Here is a 16,279-nt window from a genome sequence, read left to right on the forward strand (position 1 = left end):
AGTGCTTCCTTCTCACTTGGCGTCGGCGAGGGCGCTGGCGCCGCCCACGATTTCGCTGATCTCTTGGGTGATCTCGGCCTGGCGGGCCTGGTTGGCCAACCGGGTGTAGGTCTTGATGAGTTCCTCGGCGTTGTCGGTCGCCGACTTCATCGCCCGCTGCCGGGCGGCCAGCTCGGACGCGGCCGACTGCAGCAGGCAGTTGTAGATGCGGGAGGTGACGTACTGCGGCAGCAGCGCGTCCAGCACCTGCGGACCGTCCGGCTCGAACTCGTAGAGCGGGTAGAGGTCCTCCTCGGAGGTGGGCGCATCGTCGTCCACGACCTCCAGCGGCAGCAGGCGGATCACCTGCACCTCCTGGGTGACCATGTTGACGAACCGGGTGTAGACCACGTGGATCTCATCGACCCCGCCGTTCTCGGCGCCGGCGATGAAGTCCGCGGTGAGCCGCTCCCCGATCTCCTTGGCCACCTCGAAGGTCGGCGCGTCGGAGAAGCCGGACCAGACCTGCGCGAACTCACGCTGGCGGAACTTGTAGTAGCCCTCCGCCTTGCGGCCCGCGAGGTAGGGCTGGAACGTCTTGCCCTCCTCCTGCAGCAGCTCGCGCAGCCGCTCGCTGGTCTTCAGCACGCTGGCCGAGTAGGCGCCGGCCAGGCCGCGGTCGCTGGTGATGATGAGCACGCCCGCGTTGCTGGGGGTCTCCCGCTCGAGGGTGAGCGGGTGGTCGACGTCGGAGAAGGTCGCCACGGCCGAGACCGCACGGGTGATCGCCCGGGCGTAGGGGCTCGTCTCCGCGACGCGCTGCCGGGCCTTGACCACGCGGGATGCCGCGATCAGCTCCATGGCCCGGGTGATCTTCTGGGTCGACTGGACGGACCGGCTGCGCTGGCGGTAGACCCGCTGCTGCGCTCCCATATCTCGCCTCTTTCTAGCCTTCGGTGGGTGGTGGTGCAGGGCTGTCGGTGTGCCGGGTGGTCACCGGTGAGGGACCACCCGGCACCCGGCCTCAGCGCTTCTGGCGCTTGATCTGCTCCTGGTTAACGTCGTCGTCCTCGAGGGACTCGATGTTCTCGTCGTCCTCCGCGGTGCCGACGTGGACCCCGCCGTCACCGGCGCGGAACTGCTCCTTGAACGCCTTCATCGACTCCTCCAGGGCCGCGCGGGTGTCGTCACCCAGCTTGCCGGACTCGCGGATGCCGTCCAGCATCCCGCCCTGCTCGCGGCGCAGGTACTCGATGAACTCGGTCTCGAAGCGGCGCACGTCCTCGGTGGCGACCGAGTCCAGTTCGCCGGTGGTGCCGGCCCAGATGATGGCGACCTGCTCCTCCATCGGGATCGGGCTGGACTGCGGCTGCTTGAGCAGCTCGACCATCCGGGCGCCCCGCTCCAGCTGGGCGCGGGAGGCGGCGTCCAGGTCGGAGGCGAACATCGCGAACGCCTCCATCTCGCGGAACTGCGCGAGGTCGACCTTGAGTCGCCCGGAGACCTCCTTCATCGCCTTCTTCTGCGCGGCACCACCCACGCGGGACACCGAGATACCCACGTCGATGGCGGGGCGCACGTTGGCGTTGAACAGGTCGGCCTGCAGGTAGATCTGGCCGTCGGTGATGGAGATGACGTTGGTCGGGATGTAGGCCGAGACGTCACCGGCCTTGGTCTCGATGATCGGCAGGCCGGTCATCGAGCCCGCGCCCAGGTCGTCGGACAGCTTGGCACAGCGCTCCAGCAGCCGGGAGTGCAGGTAGAACACGTCGCCCGGGTAGGCCTCGCGGCCCGGCGGGCGGCGCAGCAGCAGCGACACGGCGCGGTAGGCCTCGGCCTGCTTGGACAGGTCGTCGAAGACGATCAGGACGTGCTTGCCCTGGTACATCCAGTGCTGGCCGATGGCCGAGCCGGTGTAGGGCGCGAGGTACTTGAAGCCCGCCGGGTCCGAGGCGGGGGCGGCGACGATGGTGGTGTAGTCCAGCGCGCCGGCCTCCTCCAGGGTGCCGCGCACCGAGGCGATGGTCGAGCCCTTCTGGCCGATCGCGACGTAGATGCAGCGGACCTGCTTGTCCGGGTCGCCCGACTCCCAGTTGGCCTTCTGGTTCAGGATGGTGTCGATCGCGACGGTGGTCTTGCCGGTCTGCCGGTCACCGATGATCAGCTGGCGCTGGCCGCGGCCGATCGGGATCATCGAGTCGATCGCCTTGATGCCGGTCTGCAGCGGCTCGTGCACCGACTTGCGCTGCACGACGGTGGGAGCCTGCAGCTCCAGGGCGCGGCGCTCGTCGATGTCGGTGATCTCACCGAGGCCGTCGATCGGGTTGCCCAGCGGGTCCACGACCCGGCCCAGGTAGCCGTCGCCGACGGGGACGGAGAGCACCTCCCCGGTCCGCTTGACCTCCTGGCCCTCCTCCAGGCCGGCGAACCCGCCCAGCACGACGACGCCGACCTCGTGCACGTCGAGGTTCAGCGCCAGGCCGAGCGTGCCGTCCTCGAACTGCAGCAGCTCGTTGGTCATCGCCGAGGGCAGCCCCTCGACGTGGGCGATGCCGTCGCTGGCGTCGACCACGCGCCCGACCTCCTCGCGGGAGGCCGCGCCCGGCTCGTAGGACTGGACGAACTTGTCCAGCGCGTCCCGGATCTCCTCCGGACGGATCGTGAGCTCCGTCATTGTCTTCTCCTCTGCGGCCGGTCACCTCGGTGGTGGTGGGCCAAGTCCGTGTTCCTGAAGTTGTCTGTGCGGGTGGTCGTCTGCGTGGCGCAGTCGGTATGCCGTGTGGTTGCCTCAGCCGATGAGACGGCGCCGGGCCTCGTCCAGCCGGTTGGCGATGGTCCCGTCGATGACCTCGTCACCGACCTCGACGCGGATGCCGCCGACGACCTGGGGGTCGACGATGACGTTGACGTGGACCGCCCGGCCGTACTGCTCGGCCAGCGAGCGGGTCAGGCGTTCGCGCTGGGCCTCGCTGAGCGGGGTGGCGGCGGTGACGGTCGCGGTGAGCTGCTCCTGCCGCTTGGCGGCGATCTGCAGGTACCCGTCGATCGCGTGGTCGAACCGTCGGGACCGGGGCGCCGAGACCGCGTGTGCCGCCAACCGTACCGTCTCCGGTGCGGACTTGCCGGCCAGCAGGCTCTCCACGACCTGGGCCCGGGACGCCGGGTTGGACCGCTTGTCGGTGAGCGCCGCACGCAGCTCGTCGTTGCCGCCGACGATCCGGTTGAACCGGAACAGCTCGTCCTCGACCCGACCCAGTCGACCGAAGCCCTCGGCGTGCGCCAGGAAGCACTCGACCGCGAGCGACTCCAGCGCGCTGCCGAGGTCCTCCTCGCTGGACCAGCGCTGCGACACGGCCGCCTCGGTGACCTTGAGCGCCGCCTCGCCCACCTTGTCGCTGAACAGGCCGGTGACGACCTGCGCCTTCTCCTGCCCCTCCCTGCTGGGGTCGGCCAGGGCGCGTCGCAGCACGACGTTGCCGCTGATCACCCCGGAGACGGCGAGCAGCTGCTCGCCGACCTGGGACCGGTCGCCGGCGTGGGCCAGGGCCTGCGCCAGGACGTCGCGGGAGGCCTGGAGTGCGCCTCGGGACGGGCCCTGCATCAGGAGTCCTGCCCCTCGGTGGCCTCACCCGTGCTGCCGACCTTCTGCGGCTGCACGTCGCCCGCCTCAAGCTCGGCCAGGAACCGGTCGACGATGCCGCGCTGGCGCGTCTCGTCGTGCAGGCTCTCGCCGACGATGCGGGAGGCCAGGTCGGTGGACAGGGTGCCCACCTCGCTGCGCAGCGAGACGATGGCCTGCTGCCGCTCGGCCTCGATCTGCTTCTGGGCCGTCTCGGTGATCCGGGTCGCCTCGGCCTGCGCCTGCTGACGCATCTCGGCGACGATCTGGGCGCCCTGCTCCTTGGCGTCCTCACGGATCCGGGCGGCCTCGTCGCGGGCCTCGGCCAGCTGGGCCTTGTACTCCCGCAGCGCGGCCTCGGCCTCTTCCTGCGCCTTCTCGGCCTGCTGCATCCCGCCCTCGATCGCGGCGGTCCGCTCGGCATACATCGCCTCCAGCGCCGGCACCACCTTCTTGGCCACCACCCAGTAGATGACGGCGAAGGCGATGATGCCGAAGATGAGCTCGGGCAGGTAGGGCAGGATCGGCAGAGCCTCGGCCTCGGGGTCGGCCGCAACCAACGGAATGGCGGCCTGGGTGCTAGCGATCAGCTGCACGGTGTCTCCTCAGGTCAGCGCCGGGCCAGGTCGGCCGGCGCCATGCGGTCGGGATAGGAGTGCCTGCGTCAGCCCGCGGGGGCCAAACGGATGAAGAAGAGCACCAGGGCGAAAATGGCCAGCGCCTCGGCCAGGGCGAAGCCCAGGATGGCGATCGGCTGCAGGATCTTCTGGGCCTCCGGCTGGCGGGCCACGCCGTTGATGTAGGCAGCGAAGATCAGGCCCACGCCGATGGCCGGGCCGATGGCGGCGAGGCCGTAGCCGATCAGGGTGATGTCACCAGTCACGATGATTCTCTTTCTGTGTGTTGTCCCGGGGGCGTTGGGCCACCCGGTGGCAAGGAACTATTTAGTTGTTGGTCTGTGTGTGCTCAGTGCTCGTCGGCGAGCGCGCCACCGATGTAGGAGGCGGCCAGCAGGACGAAGACGTAGGCCTGCAGGAACTGCACCAGGGCCTCGAACAGGGTCATCGCGAAGGCCATGATCCACGCGGGCAGCGACACCGCTGCCAGGAGCCCGCCCTGGTTGAACAGCTCCCACCCGCCGATGATGAAGACGACAAGCAGCAGGTGGCCGGCGAACATGTTGCCGAAGAGTCGCAGCGCCAGGGTGAGCGGGCGGGTCACGAAGAAGGTCAGCATCTCCAGGCCGAGGATGGCGGGCTTGATCCAGCCCGGGAGTCCGGCGGGGAGCATGAACTTGAAGTAGCCCACGACGCCGTGCTTCTTGACGCCGATCCAGTGGTAGACGATGTAGACCAGCAGGACCAGGCCGATCGGGAAGCCGATGCGGGCCATCGTCGGCATCTGCACGGGCGGGATGATGCCCATCCAGTTGTTCGCCAGGATCAGGATGAACAGCGCGAACAGGAACGGCACGAACCGCATGAAGTCCTTGCTGCCGATCATGTCCCGCGCGATGCCGTTGCGCACGAAGTTGTAGACGGCCTCGGTGCCGGCCTGCCCCTTGCTCGGGACGATCGTCGCCTTCCGCGTCGTCGCCAGCAGCCACCAGGACAGCAGCACGACGGTCAGCGTCATGACCACCATGGGCCGGGTGATCGCCAGGGTGATCTGGGAGCCGAACAGCTCCACCGTGCCGAACTTGACCAGCGGCTGCCAGAACATCGAGGTCTCCGGCGGGAAGTGGCTCTCCCCCTCAGCCATGGGCAACAGCATCGCCGCGGTCGGGCTCACAGGTTCTCCTCGTTCGTGCTCGGGCTCGTCGTGGGGGCGGTGCCACCGGCAGGCTGGCGTGGGGTGGCGCAGAACGTCATGACGTACCGTACCGGAGCCAGATGACGTACATCGACAGCGCCATCCCGGCCAGGATGCCGACCACGATCAGGAAGGCCGTTCCCAGCCACTGGTCGAGCAGGTATCCCAGCGCGCCGAACCCCGCGGGTCCGGCGATCAGGTAGGCGATCACGTCCGTGGCCAGGTGGGTCTGGGCCGCGCTCCCCGGCGTGTGCTCGGGTTCGGACATCGGGATTCTCCCTGTCTCGGGTGCGGACATCATCGCAGTCGCCCCCGCCCCGCGTCATCCTCGGTGCCGAAGGCCAGCCGACGCGCCCCGGTGTAGCCCACGATGGAGCCGACCTGGAAGGTCAGTCCGGCGGCCAGGAAGCCCACGCCCAGGACGAGCATGTCCGTCCACGCGAGGCGGGACAACAGGTAGAGCACGAGGAAGCCGACCACGATCTGGCAGGCCAGCAGGGCGAACGCTCCCGCCATGGAGGCCGCAGCGGGCCCGGCCACCACGCCGGCGATTCCGAGCAGGCCGACCAGAAAGAGACCGACCCCCAGGCCACCGCCGACGAGGGCCGACAGTGCCGCCCACTCCCCGCGCAGGGCCCACGCCACGACTCCGGCCAGCAGCGTCACCACCAGTCCGGGCAGCAGCCCGAAGAGGACCATGCGGCGCGTGACGGAGCCCGGAGCGCGCCGGCGGCGCGGTCGTGGGCTGCTCTGCGACGACATGGTGCTTCCTTGCGTGCTCGGGAGGGGCTCTGGGGCGGCTCGGGAGTGCTTGTGAAAACTATCACAAGCACTCCCGAGGCGACGAATGCGCTGGTCAGAAGGCCCTCTGCCGGGTCCAGGGGTGCCAGGTCAGGACGGCCGCGAGGACGAGCACCACACCGATCGCCGCCCAGGTGACCAGGGGCGGGAAGAAGGCGAAGGAGACGGCTCCCACGGCGATCAGCGCTGCCCACAGGTAGAGCAGCACGACGGCCCGCCGGTGGCTGTGCCCGATCTTGAGCATCTGGTGGTGCAGGTGGTGGGCGTCCGGCTTCCACGGCACCTGCCCGCGTCTGGTCCTCCGGACCACCGCCATGAGCATGTCGAGGATGGGCAGCGCCATGATCGCCACGGGCAGCGCGAGGGGCAGCGCGACGGCCGCCAGGGCGGAGGTGGTGGCGACGCTGGAGCTGGGGTCGACGCTGCCGGTCATCGAGATCGTCGCGGCGGCGAGCAGCAGCCCCAGCAGCAGTGCCCCGGCGTCCCCCATGAACAGTCGGGCGGGGTGGAAGTTGTGCGGCAGGAAGCCGAGGCAGCACCCCATCAGGGCCGCGGTGATGAAGGTCGCGGTGGTGAACACGTTGGGGGGATTGAAGTCCCGGCTCACCAGGTAGGCCCAGGCGAAGAAGGCGCCGGCCGAGATGAACACCACGCCGGCGGCCAGCCCGTCCAGCCCGTCGACGAAGTTCACCGCATTGGTCGAGACCACCACGATGACGATGGTGATCGTCACCAGGACCGGGCCCGGCAGCACGGTCACCCCCGCGACCGGCAGCGACAGCAGCTGGACCCCGAAGTAGGCCATCGTCCCCGCGGCGATCACCTGCCCGGCCAGTTTGGTCAGCCAGTCCAGCTCCCGGACGTCATCGATCGCCCCGAGCAGGGTGATCACGGCCGCCCCGATGAGCACGCCGTAGATCTCCTGGCTGGTGGCGAACAGGTCACGCAGGAAGGGCAACTGGCTGCCGACCAGGACCGCCGCGGCGAAGCCGACGAACATCCCCACTCCCCCGAGCCGCGGGATCGGCACCGAGTGCACGTCCCGGGCCCGGACGGGGGTCACGGCACCCAGCGCGAAGGCGAGCCGGCGGACCAGGTTCGTGGCGACATACGTGGTGATGGCTGCCACCAGCAGCACCATCAGGTATTCACGCACGGCTCCCTGCTTCCCCGGTCACCCGCCGGCCGCGAGCGGCTCAGACCGCCGGGTATGCCGGGTATGCCGTGAGCAGCTCCCCGATGGACTCCCGGATCTCCCCGGCGACCGCGTGCCCGGGGTCGCCGTCGGTCTCGGTGACGGCGCGGGCGATGAGGTCGGCGATCTGCACCATCTGGTCGGTGCCCATCCCCTGGGTGGTGACCGAGGGGCTGCCGACCCGGATCCCGGAGGCGACGTTGGGCTTCTGCGGGTCGAACGGGATGGCGTTCTTGTTGAGCACGATGCCGGCGGCGTCGCAGCGCTGCTCGGCATCGATGCCGGTGACGCCCACACCCTGCAGGTCGTGCAGCGACAGGTGCGTGTCGGTGCCGCCGGTGATCGGGCGGATGCCGTGGCTGCCGAGCCGCTCGGCCAGGGCCGCGGCGTTGGCGACCACCTGGTGGGCGTAGTCGCGGTACTCCTGCGTGGCGCACTCGGCGAAGTTGACGGCCTTGGCGGCGACGCCGTGCATCAGCGGACCGCCCTGCATCATCGGGAACACCGCCCGGTCGATCTTGCTGGCGTGCTCGGCCTTGCACACGATGGCCCCGCCGCGCGGGCCCCGGAGCACCTTGTGCGTGGTGAAGCTGACCACGTCGGCGTGCGGCACCGGGGAGGGGATCGCCTGCCCGGCGACCAGCCCGATGAAGTGGGCGGCGTCCACCCAGAAGATGGCGCCGACCTCGTCGGCGATGGCCCGGAACCGCTCGAAGTCGATGAGCCGCGGGATCGCCGAGCCCCCGGCGAGGAGGATCTTGGGCCGGTGCTCCTTGGCCAGGGCCTCGACCTGGTCGTAGTCGATGTCCTCGGTCTCCCGGTCGACGCCGTAGTGCACGGCGTTGAACCACTTGCCGGAGAAGGACACCTTGAACCCGTGCGTGAGGTGGCCACCGTGGTCCAGGCTCATTGCCAGGATGGTGTCGCCCGGCTTGGTGAACGCCCCGTAGACGGCCTGGTTCGCGCTGGCACCGGAGTGCGGCTGGACGTTGGCGTGGTCGGCGCCGAACAGCTCCTTGGCACGCTCGATCGCCAGGTCCTCGGCCTTGTCGACCTCCGCGCAGCCGCCGTAGTAGCGGGCACCGGAGTAGCCCTCGGCGTACTTGTTGGACAGGGTCGAGCCGAGCGCCGCCAGCACGGCGGGGCTGGTCTGGTTCTCGCTGGCGATCAGCTGGATGCCGGTCCGCTGCCGGTCCAGCTCGGAGACCAGGATCTCGGCGATCGCCGGGTCCTGCTCCAGCAGCCTGGCAAAGCTGGGGCCGTAGTAGGTGTCCGCGGTGACCGGGGTGCTCATGGCTGCTCCTGCATAGCTCGGGCGGGTGTCGGGGAGGTGGTGGACGGGTGGCCGTCAACCACTCTATTGGTCCGGACGGTCCGGGGCGGGCAGGGTGCGCAGCGCGGAGGCCGGCACGGCCACCCCGCTCGGGCGGACGCTGCCGACCAGGCGCGCTCCCGCACCGGCCACATCTGCGGCACCTGCTGCATCGGCGGCCTCGGAGACCTCCTCGGCCTCCGAGGTGCCGTCCGGAGAGTCGTGCAGCACCGTCTGTCCGAGCACCTCGCGCAGCCGCTCGGAGGAGATCGCACCGTGCCGCAGCACGACCGGCTCGTCCCCGGTGCAGTCCACGATCGTCGAGGCCTGCCCCCCGTGGCGCGGCCCACCGTCCAGGTATGCCGTGACCGCACCGCCGAGCTGGTCGAACGCCTCCCGGGCGGTGGTCGCGGCCGGGTGGCCGTGCACGTTGGCGCTGGTCACCGCCATGGGGCCAACCTCGGTGAGCAGCGCGAGAGCGACCTCGTCGTCGGGCATCCGCACCGCGACCGTGCCGTTGGTCTCCCCCAGGTCCCAGACCAGGGACGGCTGGGCGCGCAGCACCACGGTGAGGGCCCCGGGCCAGAACTGGCGCATCAGGATCTGGGCATACATCGGGACCGCGGAGGCCAGGCCGTCGACCGTGCGTGCCGTCGGGACCAGCACCGGCGGGGGCAGCTCCCGACCGCGGTGCTTGGCGGCCAGCACCATCGCGACGGCCACCACGTCGAAGGCGTCGGCCCCGACGCCGTAGACGGTGTCCGTCGGCAGCACCACGATCCGCCCGTCGCGCACCACCTCCGCGGCGCGCGCCACGGCGGTGTCCCTCCCGGCGGGGTCGGTGCAGTCGAGGATCACCTCGGCCGGCTCGCCCATCCACTCCTCCTCGTGACTCCCTGCGGACGTGGGCCAGTCTGTCACCTGACCCTGGCAGGATCGGAGCCGTGCCCCAGCTGACCGACCAGACCCTGACCGCCGCCGAGTTGGACGCCCTGCACGACCGGGACCCCGACGACGTCCTGGAGCTGCTGCGCTGCGACCTGTCCGGCGTCCGGGCCAGGGACCTGGACCTGGATGGCGCGGTGCTGACCGAGTGCGTGCTGGACGGCGCCGACCTGGCGGGATCGCGCCTCGGTGGCGCCGTGCTGCGCGGGGGCTCGGCCCGCGGCACCCTGCTGCACGGCTGCGACCTGGTCGATGCCCGCTTTGAACGGGTCGACCTGTCCGAGGCCGTGCTCGACGGCGCGCTGCTCACGGACGCCGAGTTCCACGGGTGCCGGATGACCGGGCTGCGGGCCGAGGTCACCCGGGGCATGGGGTGCCTGCTGCTGGGGTGCAACGCCTACGGCGCCGAGCTGCCCGGTCTCGTGCTCAGCCGACGCACCCACAGCAACACCCGGCTGGCCGAGGCCAACCTCGCCGGCGCGGACCTGCGGGAGGCGGTGCTGGAGGGCTGCGTGCTGGTCAACGCGGACCTGACCGGCGCGAACCTCGAGGGCACCGACCTGCGCGGCGCCGACCTCGGCCCGTGCGGACGGGAGCGGCTCGATGCCCTGCGCGGGGCGGTGCTCGACCCGGACCAGGCGATCAGGGTGCTGCAGGACCTCACCGGGGTCGTCGTCGCGGGCTGAGCGGGCGGCGGGCGGGGCGGGCTGACCGTCGGGCGCCGCTCCGGGTGCGGGACCCGGCGAACCTCCCTAACGTGGGGGCTCCCGAGGCCCGGCGCACTGCCGGCCCGCCACTGAGGAGGACACGTATGCGCGGAAGCGGACTCATCTGGACCATCGTCGGGATCCTGCTGATCATCGCCCTGCTGATGTACATCTTGTAGCCCTCCGTACGGACCCCACGATCAGGGTCCCGGCCGAGGGTGACCTGTCAGAGGCGGGCTACGACACCCGGTTCTACAGGTCACCCCGGCCCGGCGGACCGGCTCTCACCGCTCCCAGGACGCGGGGGCGCCCGGACAGGTCCGGGTGGTCGCGGACGTCGTCCCACCCGCCGGAACCCTCGAGCCGGTGCACCAGGTCCTCCCCCTGCACGTCGGCGTGCTCCATCAGGAGCAGACCCCCCTCGGTGAGGAGTTCCGCGGCACGCGCCGCGACTGCCAGCGGCACCTCCAGCCCGTCCTCCCCGAGCCCGTAGAGCGCCGCCTCCGGGTCGTAGTCCCGCACCTCCGGGTCGATCGGCACCGCCCCCGGCGGGATGTAGGGCGGGTTGCTGAGCACCAGGTCGACCGCCCCGTCGAGGTCCGGGAACGCCTCCTGGGCCCGCCCGAGCCGGAGGTCCACCGGCAGGCCGGTCTCCCGGACGTTGGCAGCGGCCCAGGCGTGGGCCGCCTCCTCCAACTCCACCGCGTGCACCCGCGCTCCCGGGAACTCGGCGGCCACGGCCAGGGCGATCGCCCCGCTGCCGGTGCACAGGTCCACGACGACCGGGTGCTCGGCCCGCCCGCCTGCGCAACTCGGCGAGGGCGTGCTCGACCAACACCTCGGTCTCGGGCCGCGGCACGAACACCCCGGGGCCGACCCGGAGGGTCAGGGTGCGGAAGTGGGCGCGGCCGGTGAGGTGCTGCAGTGGTTCGCGCGCCGCCCGCCGGGAGACGACCAGCTCGTATGCCGTCCGCTCGCCCTCCCCGACCCCGCGCCCGAGCAGCACCTCCTTCCGCAGGGCGGCGGTCGGCATACCGAGCACGTGGGCGAGCAGGGTCTCGGCGTCCGCCCGCGGGCTGGGCACCCCCGCCTCGCCGAGCCGCGAGGCCGCCGACCGCACCAGATCCGCCGCGGAGGGTGCGCCCGCTCCCCCGGACGGCTCGGCAGCCACGGGCGGCTGCTCCATCACTCGGCCGGGGCGGCCAGGCGCGCCGCCTCGTCGGCGTCGACGGCGGACTGCACCACGGCCTCCAGGTCCCCGTCCAGCACCTGGTCCAGGTTGTAGGACTTGTAGCCGGTCCGGTGGTCGGCGATGCGGTTCTCCGGGAAGTTGTAGGTGCGGATCCGTTCGCTGCGGTCGACGGTGCGCACCTGGCTGCGGCGCTGGGCCGAGGCCTGCTCCTCCGCCTCCTCGACCGCGATCTGGTGCAGCCGGGCGCGCAGCACGCGCAGCGCGGACTCCTTGTTCTGCAGCTGGGACTTCTCGTTCTGGCAGGAGACCACGACCCCCGTGGGCAGGTGGGTGATCCGGACCGCCGAGTCCGTGGTGTTCACCGACTGCCCTCCCGGGCCGGAGGAACGGAAGACGTCGATCTTGAGGTCGTTCATGTCCAGCTCGACCTCGGCCGGGTCGTCCAGGTCGGGCATCACCAGCACGCCGGCGGCGGAGGTGTGGATCCGCCCCTGGCTCTCGGTGACGGGGACCCGCTGCACCCGGTGCACCCCGCCCTCGTACTTCAGCCGGGCCCACGGCGCCTCGCCGGGCCCGACCGCGGAGTGCGCCGACACGCTGACCCGGGCGTCCTTGTAGCCACCCAGGTCGGACTCGGTGGCGTCGAGCAGCTCGGTGCGCCAGCCGCGCCGCTCGGCGTAGCGCAGGTACATCCGGACCAGGTCGGCGGCGAACAGTGCCGACTCCGCCCCGCCCTCCCCGGCCTTGACCTCCAGGATGACGTCCCGGTCGTCGTCGGGGTCACGCGGCAGCAGCAACCGGCGCAACCGCTCGGCCGCCGCGTCCTCCGTCGCGCGCAGGGCGGGCAGCTCCGCGGCCAGCTCCGCGTCCTCCGCGGCCAGCTCCGCGGCCGCCTCGGCGTCGTCCCGGGCGGCCACCCACTCCCGGTGCGCGGCCACCGTCGGCGCCAGTGCGGCATACCGCTTGTTCAGCGTGCGGCAGCGCGGTCGGGTCAGCGTGCACCGCAGGGTCGGCGAGACGCTGCTCGATCTCCTGGTACTCGGCCAGCAGCACGGCTGCGGACTCGAACATGCGGGGCCTCCCGGCGGGTGGGGCGTCGTGGACGGGTGTGCCGTCGTGGCGGTGCGGCAACGACAACGCCGGCCCTGCGACGGGTGTCGCAGGACCGGCGTGCGGGTCGTTACTTGGCGGCCTTCTTGCCGTAGCGCTCCTGGAAGCGGGCCACGCGACCACCGGTGTCGAGGATCTTCTGCTTGCCGGTGTAGAAGGGGTGGCAGTTGGAGCAGACGTCGGCGTGGATGGCGCCGGTGCTCGAGGTGCTGCGGGTGGTGAAGGTGTTGCCGCAGCTGCAGGTCACCTGGGTCTCGACGTACTCCGGGTGGATGTTCTTCTTCATGCGTGGATCTCCTCGGGGTGGTGGTTCCCCCGGGTCGGCGCAGCTGGTGCAGGCCGTGAACCGGTGGGCCAAGGGGTTATTCTGCCAGATCCGGCAGCACGCTCCTAAACGCCGCCGCGCCCCGCCCTATTCCGACCGGACGGGTCGTCTGGCGGCCCTGCCCGCCACCGGACGGGTCGTCTGGCGGCCCTGCCCGCCACCGGACGGGTCGCCTGGCGGCCGGGAGGTCAGGCGCCGAGGACCTCGTCCACCCCGACAGCCGCGATCCCGGTGGCCTCACCGACGGGCCCGTTGGTCAGGTGGCCGTCGTGGGTGTTGAGTCCGTGGGCCAGTGAGCGGTCCTCCGACAGGGCGCGGCGCCACCCCTTGTTGGCCAGCGCCACGGCATACGGCATGGTCGCGTTGGTGAGGGCGTAGGTCGAGGTGTGCGGCACGGCCCCCGGCATGTTCGCGACGCAGTAGAAGATCGAGTCGTGCACCGGGAACGTCGGGTCGGCGTGGGTGGTGGGCCGGGTGTCCTCGAAGCAGCCGCCCTGATCCACCGAGATGTCGACCAGGACCGAGCCGGGCTTCATCTCCGAGACCAGTTCGTTGCTGACCAGGCGGGGCGCGCGGGCACCCGGGAGGAGAACGGCGCCGATCACCAGGTCGGCCTGCCGGACCTGCTCCTCGACGGCCAGTTTGGACGAGGCGAGGCCGTGCACCTGGTTGTCGTAGCGCCAGAACGACATCCGCAGCTTGTCCAGGTCGGTGTCGAGCAGCGTGACGTCGGCGCCCATGCCGAGCGCGATGTTGGCGGCGTTCTGCCCCGCGACCCCCGCTCCCAGCACCACCACCTTGGCGCTGGCGACCCCACCGACTCCGCCGAGCAGCACACCACGGCCACCCCTCGCCTTGAGCAGTTCGTGCGCACCAACCTGTGGAGCAAGGCACCCGGCGACCTCGGACATCGGGTAGAGCAGCGGCAGCGCCACCGGACGGCAGCTGGACGGTCTCGTAGGCGATCCCGGTGACGCGGCGCTCGAGCAGTTCGCGGGTTAGCGTCTCGTCCGCGGCCAGGTGGAGGTAGGTGAAGAGCACCAGCCCCTCGTGCATCCGGTGATACTCCTCCGCCACCGGCTCCTTGACCTTCAGCACGAGGTCCGCACTGCCCCAGACCTCGTCGGCGTCCGCCAGGATCCGGGCCCCGGCGGCGGTGTAGTCCTCGTCGCTGATCGAGGAGCCCTCCCCCGCGCCGGCCTGGATCACCACCTCGTGCCCGTCGGCCACGAGTTCGTGCACCCCGATCGGGGTGATCGCGACGCGATACTCGTGGTTCTTGACCTCTTGCGGCACACCGACTCGCATCCGCCTACTCCCGTCGTGGATCGCTGCCGGCGACACTACACACGGCAGGGCGCCGGGCGCACCCCTACGCGGAGGGCTGGGGGCCGAGAGTCCCGGCCGGGACCAGCCGGTCGCGCGCGTCCTTCCACGGCTTGACCCAGGTCATCTCCTCGGGGGCGAGGACGCCCCCGCACGCCGAGCACACCTGCCCCTGGGAGGTCTCGGCGCCGCACGTGTCGTGGACCATGGCCATGTGCCCACCGCCCTCGGGCCACGCGGTGTGGCGCTCCCCCCAGACCGCCAGCTGCTGGAGGATCGGCAGGAGCTCGGCCGCCGCCTGGGTGCCGGCGTAGCCCTGCCGGGTCCGGGCGCCGTCGGCGTAGTCGACCTTGGTCACCAGGCCGGCGTCCAGCATGGCGCGCAGCCGGCGGCTGAGGACGGGTTCGGAGATGCCGAGGCTGTCGCGCAGTTGGTCGAAGCGCCCCCGGCCGTGCAGCACGTCGCGCACGATCAGCAGCACCCACGGGTCGCCGAGCACGTCCAGGGAACGACGGATCGGGCACAGCGCCTCGGACCAGTCTGATCGCAGGGGCATCGGGCTCGCTCCTGTCGGGTCTCGGGTACAGTGACACCACCCTATCAACTTTCTTGAAGACAGTGAGATCCATGACGCGTCACGCCTCCGCCCGGGCACGCCCCGGGATCCACCCGGCCTGGTGGGTCGCCGCCGTCGCCTTCCTCGCCCTGTTCGCGGCCGCCGGCTTCCGGGCCGCACCCGGCGCGCTGATGGTGCCGCTGCACCACGAGTTCGGCTGGTCGACCTCGAGCATGTCGCTGGCGGTCGGGATCAACCTGCTGCTCTACGGCCTCGTCTCGCCGTTCGCGGCGGCGCTGATGGACCGGTTCGGGATGCGCCAGGTCATCTCCGGGGCCCTGGTCCTGGTGGCGCTCGGGGCCGGGGGCAGCATCCTGATGACCGCCTCCTGGCACCTCCTGATCTTCTGGGGACTACTCATCGGCACCGGCACCGGCTCGATGGCCCTGGTGCTCGCCGCGACGATCGCCAACCGGTGGTTCCTGGCCCGGCGCGGCCTGGTCATGGGCGTCCTCACGGCCGGGTCGGCCACCGGGCAGTTGGTGATCCTGCCCCCGGTGGCGGCCCTGGCGGAGAACGTGGGCTGGCGCCCCGCCTCCCTGGTGATCGCGGGCGCGGCCCTGCTCGCCGTGCCCCTCGTCCTGCTGGTGATCCGGGACTACCCGGAGGAGCGCGGCGTGCTGCCCTACGGTGCGAACCCCGCCACCTACGCGGCACCCACCCGGGTCGTCGGTGGCGCCGTCCGCCGTGCGCTCGAGGGTCTGCGGTATGCCGTGCGCCAGCGGGCCTTCTGGGCGCTGGCCACCGCCTTCGCCATCTGCGGGGCCACCACGAACGGGCTCATCGGCATCCACTTCATCCCCTCCGCCCACGACCACGGCATGTCCACCACCACCGCGGCGGGGCTGCTGGCCATGGTCGGCGTCTTCGACATCGTGGGCACGGTGGCCTCGGGGTGGCTCACCGACATCTTCGACCCGCGCAAGCTCCTGGTCGTGTACTACGCCTTCCGCGGCGTCAGCCTGCTCCTGCTCCCCTCACTGCTGGCCGCGACCGTGCACCCGAGCACGATCCTCTTCGTCGTCATCTACGGACTCGACTGGGTCGCCACGGTGCCACCCACGGCCGTGCTGTGCCGGCGCATCTTCGGCGAGCGGGGCACCATCGTCTTCGGCTGGGTGTTCGCGGCGCACCAGGTCGGTGCGGCGGTTGCTGCCCTGGGAGCCGGCATCGTCCGGGACGTCTTCGGGACCTATGCCTACGCCTTCTGGGGCGGCGCCGTGCTGTGCGCCGTCGCCGCGACCCTGTCCATCCTGGTGCCGCGGCAGGAGCCCGAGGACCTGACCGGGGCCGCGTCCCCGACCATGGACCCGCGCGACTCCGCGCGCACCTGACGAGGC

Annotated in this window: 15 protein-coding genes and 3 pseudogenes; 2 read left to right on the forward strand and 16 right to left on the reverse strand. The window is 71.2% G+C overall.

The window, feature by feature from the left end; genetic code table 11:
• Positions 1–12: 12 nt before the first annotated feature.
• The 11 genes from AC1QRC_RS16495 to AC1QRC_RS16545 form a co-directional block, all read right to left on the reverse strand.
• Positions 13–912, reverse strand: a complete 900-nt coding sequence (locus AC1QRC_RS16495; RefSeq protein WP_484204346.1) for a F0F1 ATP synthase subunit gamma — start codon at positions 910–912, stop codon at positions 13–15.
• Positions 913–1,003: 91 nt separating this feature from the next.
• Complete coding sequence (atpA, locus tag AC1QRC_RS16500; RefSeq protein WP_484204347.1) at positions 1,004–2,653, reverse strand: F0F1 ATP synthase subunit alpha; 1,650 nt, start codon at positions 2,651–2,653, stop codon at positions 1,004–1,006.
• Between the two features lie 114 nt (positions 2,654–2,767).
• Complete coding sequence (locus AC1QRC_RS16505) at positions 2,768–3,580, reverse strand: F0F1 ATP synthase subunit delta (protein ID WP_484204348.1); 813 nt, start codon at positions 3,578–3,580, stop codon at positions 2,768–2,770.
• Positions 3,580–4,194 carry a F0F1 ATP synthase subunit B gene (locus AC1QRC_RS16510; RefSeq protein ID WP_484204349.1) on the reverse strand — a complete coding sequence of 205 codons (615 nt, stop codon included), beginning with the start codon at positions 4,192–4,194 and terminating at the stop codon, positions 3,580–3,582. Before AC1QRC_RS16510 ends, AC1QRC_RS16505 begins: the two co-directional genes overlap by 1 nt.
• A 68-nt stretch (positions 4,195–4,262) precedes the next feature.
• On the reverse strand, positions 4,263–4,481 hold the full coding sequence (gene atpE, locus AC1QRC_RS16515; RefSeq protein WP_484204350.1) for an ATP synthase F0 subunit C: 219 nt from the start codon (positions 4,479–4,481) through the stop codon (positions 4,263–4,265).
• 83 nt (positions 4,482–4,564) lie between these two features.
• A complete protein-coding gene (atpB, locus tag AC1QRC_RS16520; RefSeq protein ID WP_484204351.1) occupies positions 4,565–5,389 on the reverse strand; it encodes a F0F1 ATP synthase subunit A in 825 nt (274 codons plus the stop codon).
• A gap of 76 nt (positions 5,390–5,465) precedes the next feature.
• A complete protein-coding gene (locus AC1QRC_RS16525) occupies positions 5,466–5,678 on the reverse strand; it encodes an AtpZ/AtpI family protein (RefSeq protein ID WP_484204352.1) in 213 nt (70 codons plus the stop codon).
• A 29-nt stretch (positions 5,679–5,707) separates the two neighbouring features.
• Positions 5,708–6,172 carry a hypothetical protein gene (locus AC1QRC_RS16530; RefSeq protein WP_484204353.1) on the reverse strand — a complete coding sequence of 155 codons (465 nt, stop codon included), beginning with the start codon at positions 6,170–6,172 and terminating at the stop codon, positions 5,708–5,710.
• Positions 6,173–6,266: 94 nt separating this feature from the next.
• Positions 6,267–7,367: a glycosyltransferase family 4 protein gene (locus tag AC1QRC_RS16535; RefSeq protein WP_484204354.1), complete on the reverse strand. Its 1,101-nt coding sequence runs from the start codon at positions 7,365–7,367 to the stop codon at positions 6,267–6,269.
• A 40-nt stretch (positions 7,368–7,407) separates the two neighbouring features.
• Entirely contained in the window at positions 7,408–8,700 is a 1,293-nt protein-coding gene (locus AC1QRC_RS16540; RefSeq protein ID WP_484204355.1) for a serine hydroxymethyltransferase, read from the reverse strand.
• Between the two features lie 63 nt (positions 8,701–8,763).
• Entirely contained in the window at positions 8,764–9,594 is an 831-nt protein-coding gene (locus tag AC1QRC_RS16545; protein ID WP_484204356.1) for an L-threonylcarbamoyladenylate synthase, read from the reverse strand.
• A gap of 68 nt (positions 9,595–9,662) precedes the next feature.
• Here AC1QRC_RS16545 and AC1QRC_RS16550 point away from each other — a divergent pair, with 68 nt between their 5' ends.
• Positions 9,663–10,349 (forward strand): pentapeptide repeat-containing protein, encoded by a 687-nt coding sequence (locus AC1QRC_RS16550; RefSeq protein WP_484204357.1) that lies wholly within the window; start codon positions 9,663–9,665, stop codon positions 10,347–10,349.
• A gap of 273 nt (positions 10,350–10,622) precedes the next feature.
• Here the strand turns inward: AC1QRC_RS16550 and prmC are convergent.
• The 5 genes and pseudogenes from prmC to AC1QRC_RS16575 form a co-directional block, all read right to left on the reverse strand.
• Positions 10,623–11,556 (reverse strand): annotated as a pseudogene (gene prmC / locus AC1QRC_RS16555) (peptide chain release factor N(5)-glutamine methyltransferase).
• Positions 11,556–12,633: pseudogene (prfA, locus tag AC1QRC_RS16560) on the reverse strand (peptide chain release factor 1). The pseudogenes prmC and prfA overlap by 1 nt, the downstream one beginning before the upstream one ends.
• Positions 12,634–12,742: 109 nt before the next feature.
• Positions 12,743–12,958 (reverse strand): 50S ribosomal protein L31, encoded by a 216-nt coding sequence (gene rpmE, locus AC1QRC_RS16565; protein ID WP_484204358.1) that lies wholly within the window; start codon positions 12,956–12,958, stop codon positions 12,743–12,745.
• Positions 12,959–13,185: 227 nt separating this feature from the next.
• Positions 13,186–14,305: pseudogene (ald, locus tag AC1QRC_RS16570) on the reverse strand (alanine dehydrogenase).
• 64 nt (positions 14,306–14,369) lie between these two features.
• Positions 14,370–14,879: a winged helix-turn-helix transcriptional regulator gene (locus tag AC1QRC_RS16575; protein WP_484204359.1), complete on the reverse strand. Its 510-nt coding sequence runs from the start codon at positions 14,877–14,879 to the stop codon at positions 14,370–14,372.
• Between the two features lie 71 nt (positions 14,880–14,950).
• Between AC1QRC_RS16575 and AC1QRC_RS16580 the strand changes: the two genes are divergently transcribed.
• Complete coding sequence (locus tag AC1QRC_RS16580) at positions 14,951–16,273, forward strand: MFS transporter (protein ID WP_484204360.1); 1,323 nt, start codon at positions 14,951–14,953, stop codon at positions 16,271–16,273.
• Positions 16,274–16,279: the final 6 nt, after the last annotated feature.

The organism is Ornithinicoccus sp., from assembly GCF_057176825.1.

Excerpts from the sequence above, each read along its gene's own strand:
- AC1QRC_RS16545 (WP_484204356.1), bottom strand. The coding sequence starts at position 9,594 with ATGGGCGAGCCGGCCGAGGTGATCCTCGACTGCACCGACCCCGCCGGG.
- rpmE (WP_484204358.1), bottom strand. The coding sequence starts at position 12,958 with ATGAAGAAGAACATCCACCCGGAGTACGTCGAGACCCAGGTGACCTGC.
- AC1QRC_RS16530 (WP_484204353.1), bottom strand. The coding sequence starts at position 6,172 with ATGTCGTCGCAGAGCAGCCCACGACCGCGCCGCCGGCGCGCTCCGGGC.
- AC1QRC_RS16525 (WP_484204352.1), bottom strand. The coding sequence starts at position 5,678 with ATGTCCGAACCCGAGCACACGCCGGGGAGCGCGGCCCAGACCCACCTG.
- AC1QRC_RS16575 (WP_484204359.1), bottom strand. The coding sequence starts at position 14,879 with ATGCCCCTGCGATCAGACTGGTCCGAGGCGCTGTGCCCGATCCGTCGT.
- atpA (WP_484204347.1), bottom strand. The coding sequence starts at position 2,653 with ATGACGGAGCTCACGATCCGTCCGGAGGAGATCCGGGACGCGCTGGAC.
- AC1QRC_RS16495 (WP_484204346.1), bottom strand. The coding sequence starts at position 912 with ATGGGAGCGCAGCAGCGGGTCTACCGCCAGCGCAGCCGGTCCGTCCAG.
- AC1QRC_RS16580 (WP_484204360.1), top strand. The coding sequence starts at position 14,951 with ATGACGCGTCACGCCTCCGCCCGGGCACGCCCCGGGATCCACCCGGCC.
- AC1QRC_RS16540 (WP_484204355.1), bottom strand. The coding sequence starts at position 8,700 with ATGAGCACCCCGGTCACCGCGGACACCTACTACGGCCCCAGCTTTGCC.
- AC1QRC_RS16505 (WP_484204348.1), bottom strand. The coding sequence starts at position 3,580 with ATGCAGGGCCCGTCCCGAGGCGCACTCCAGGCCTCCCGCGACGTCCTG.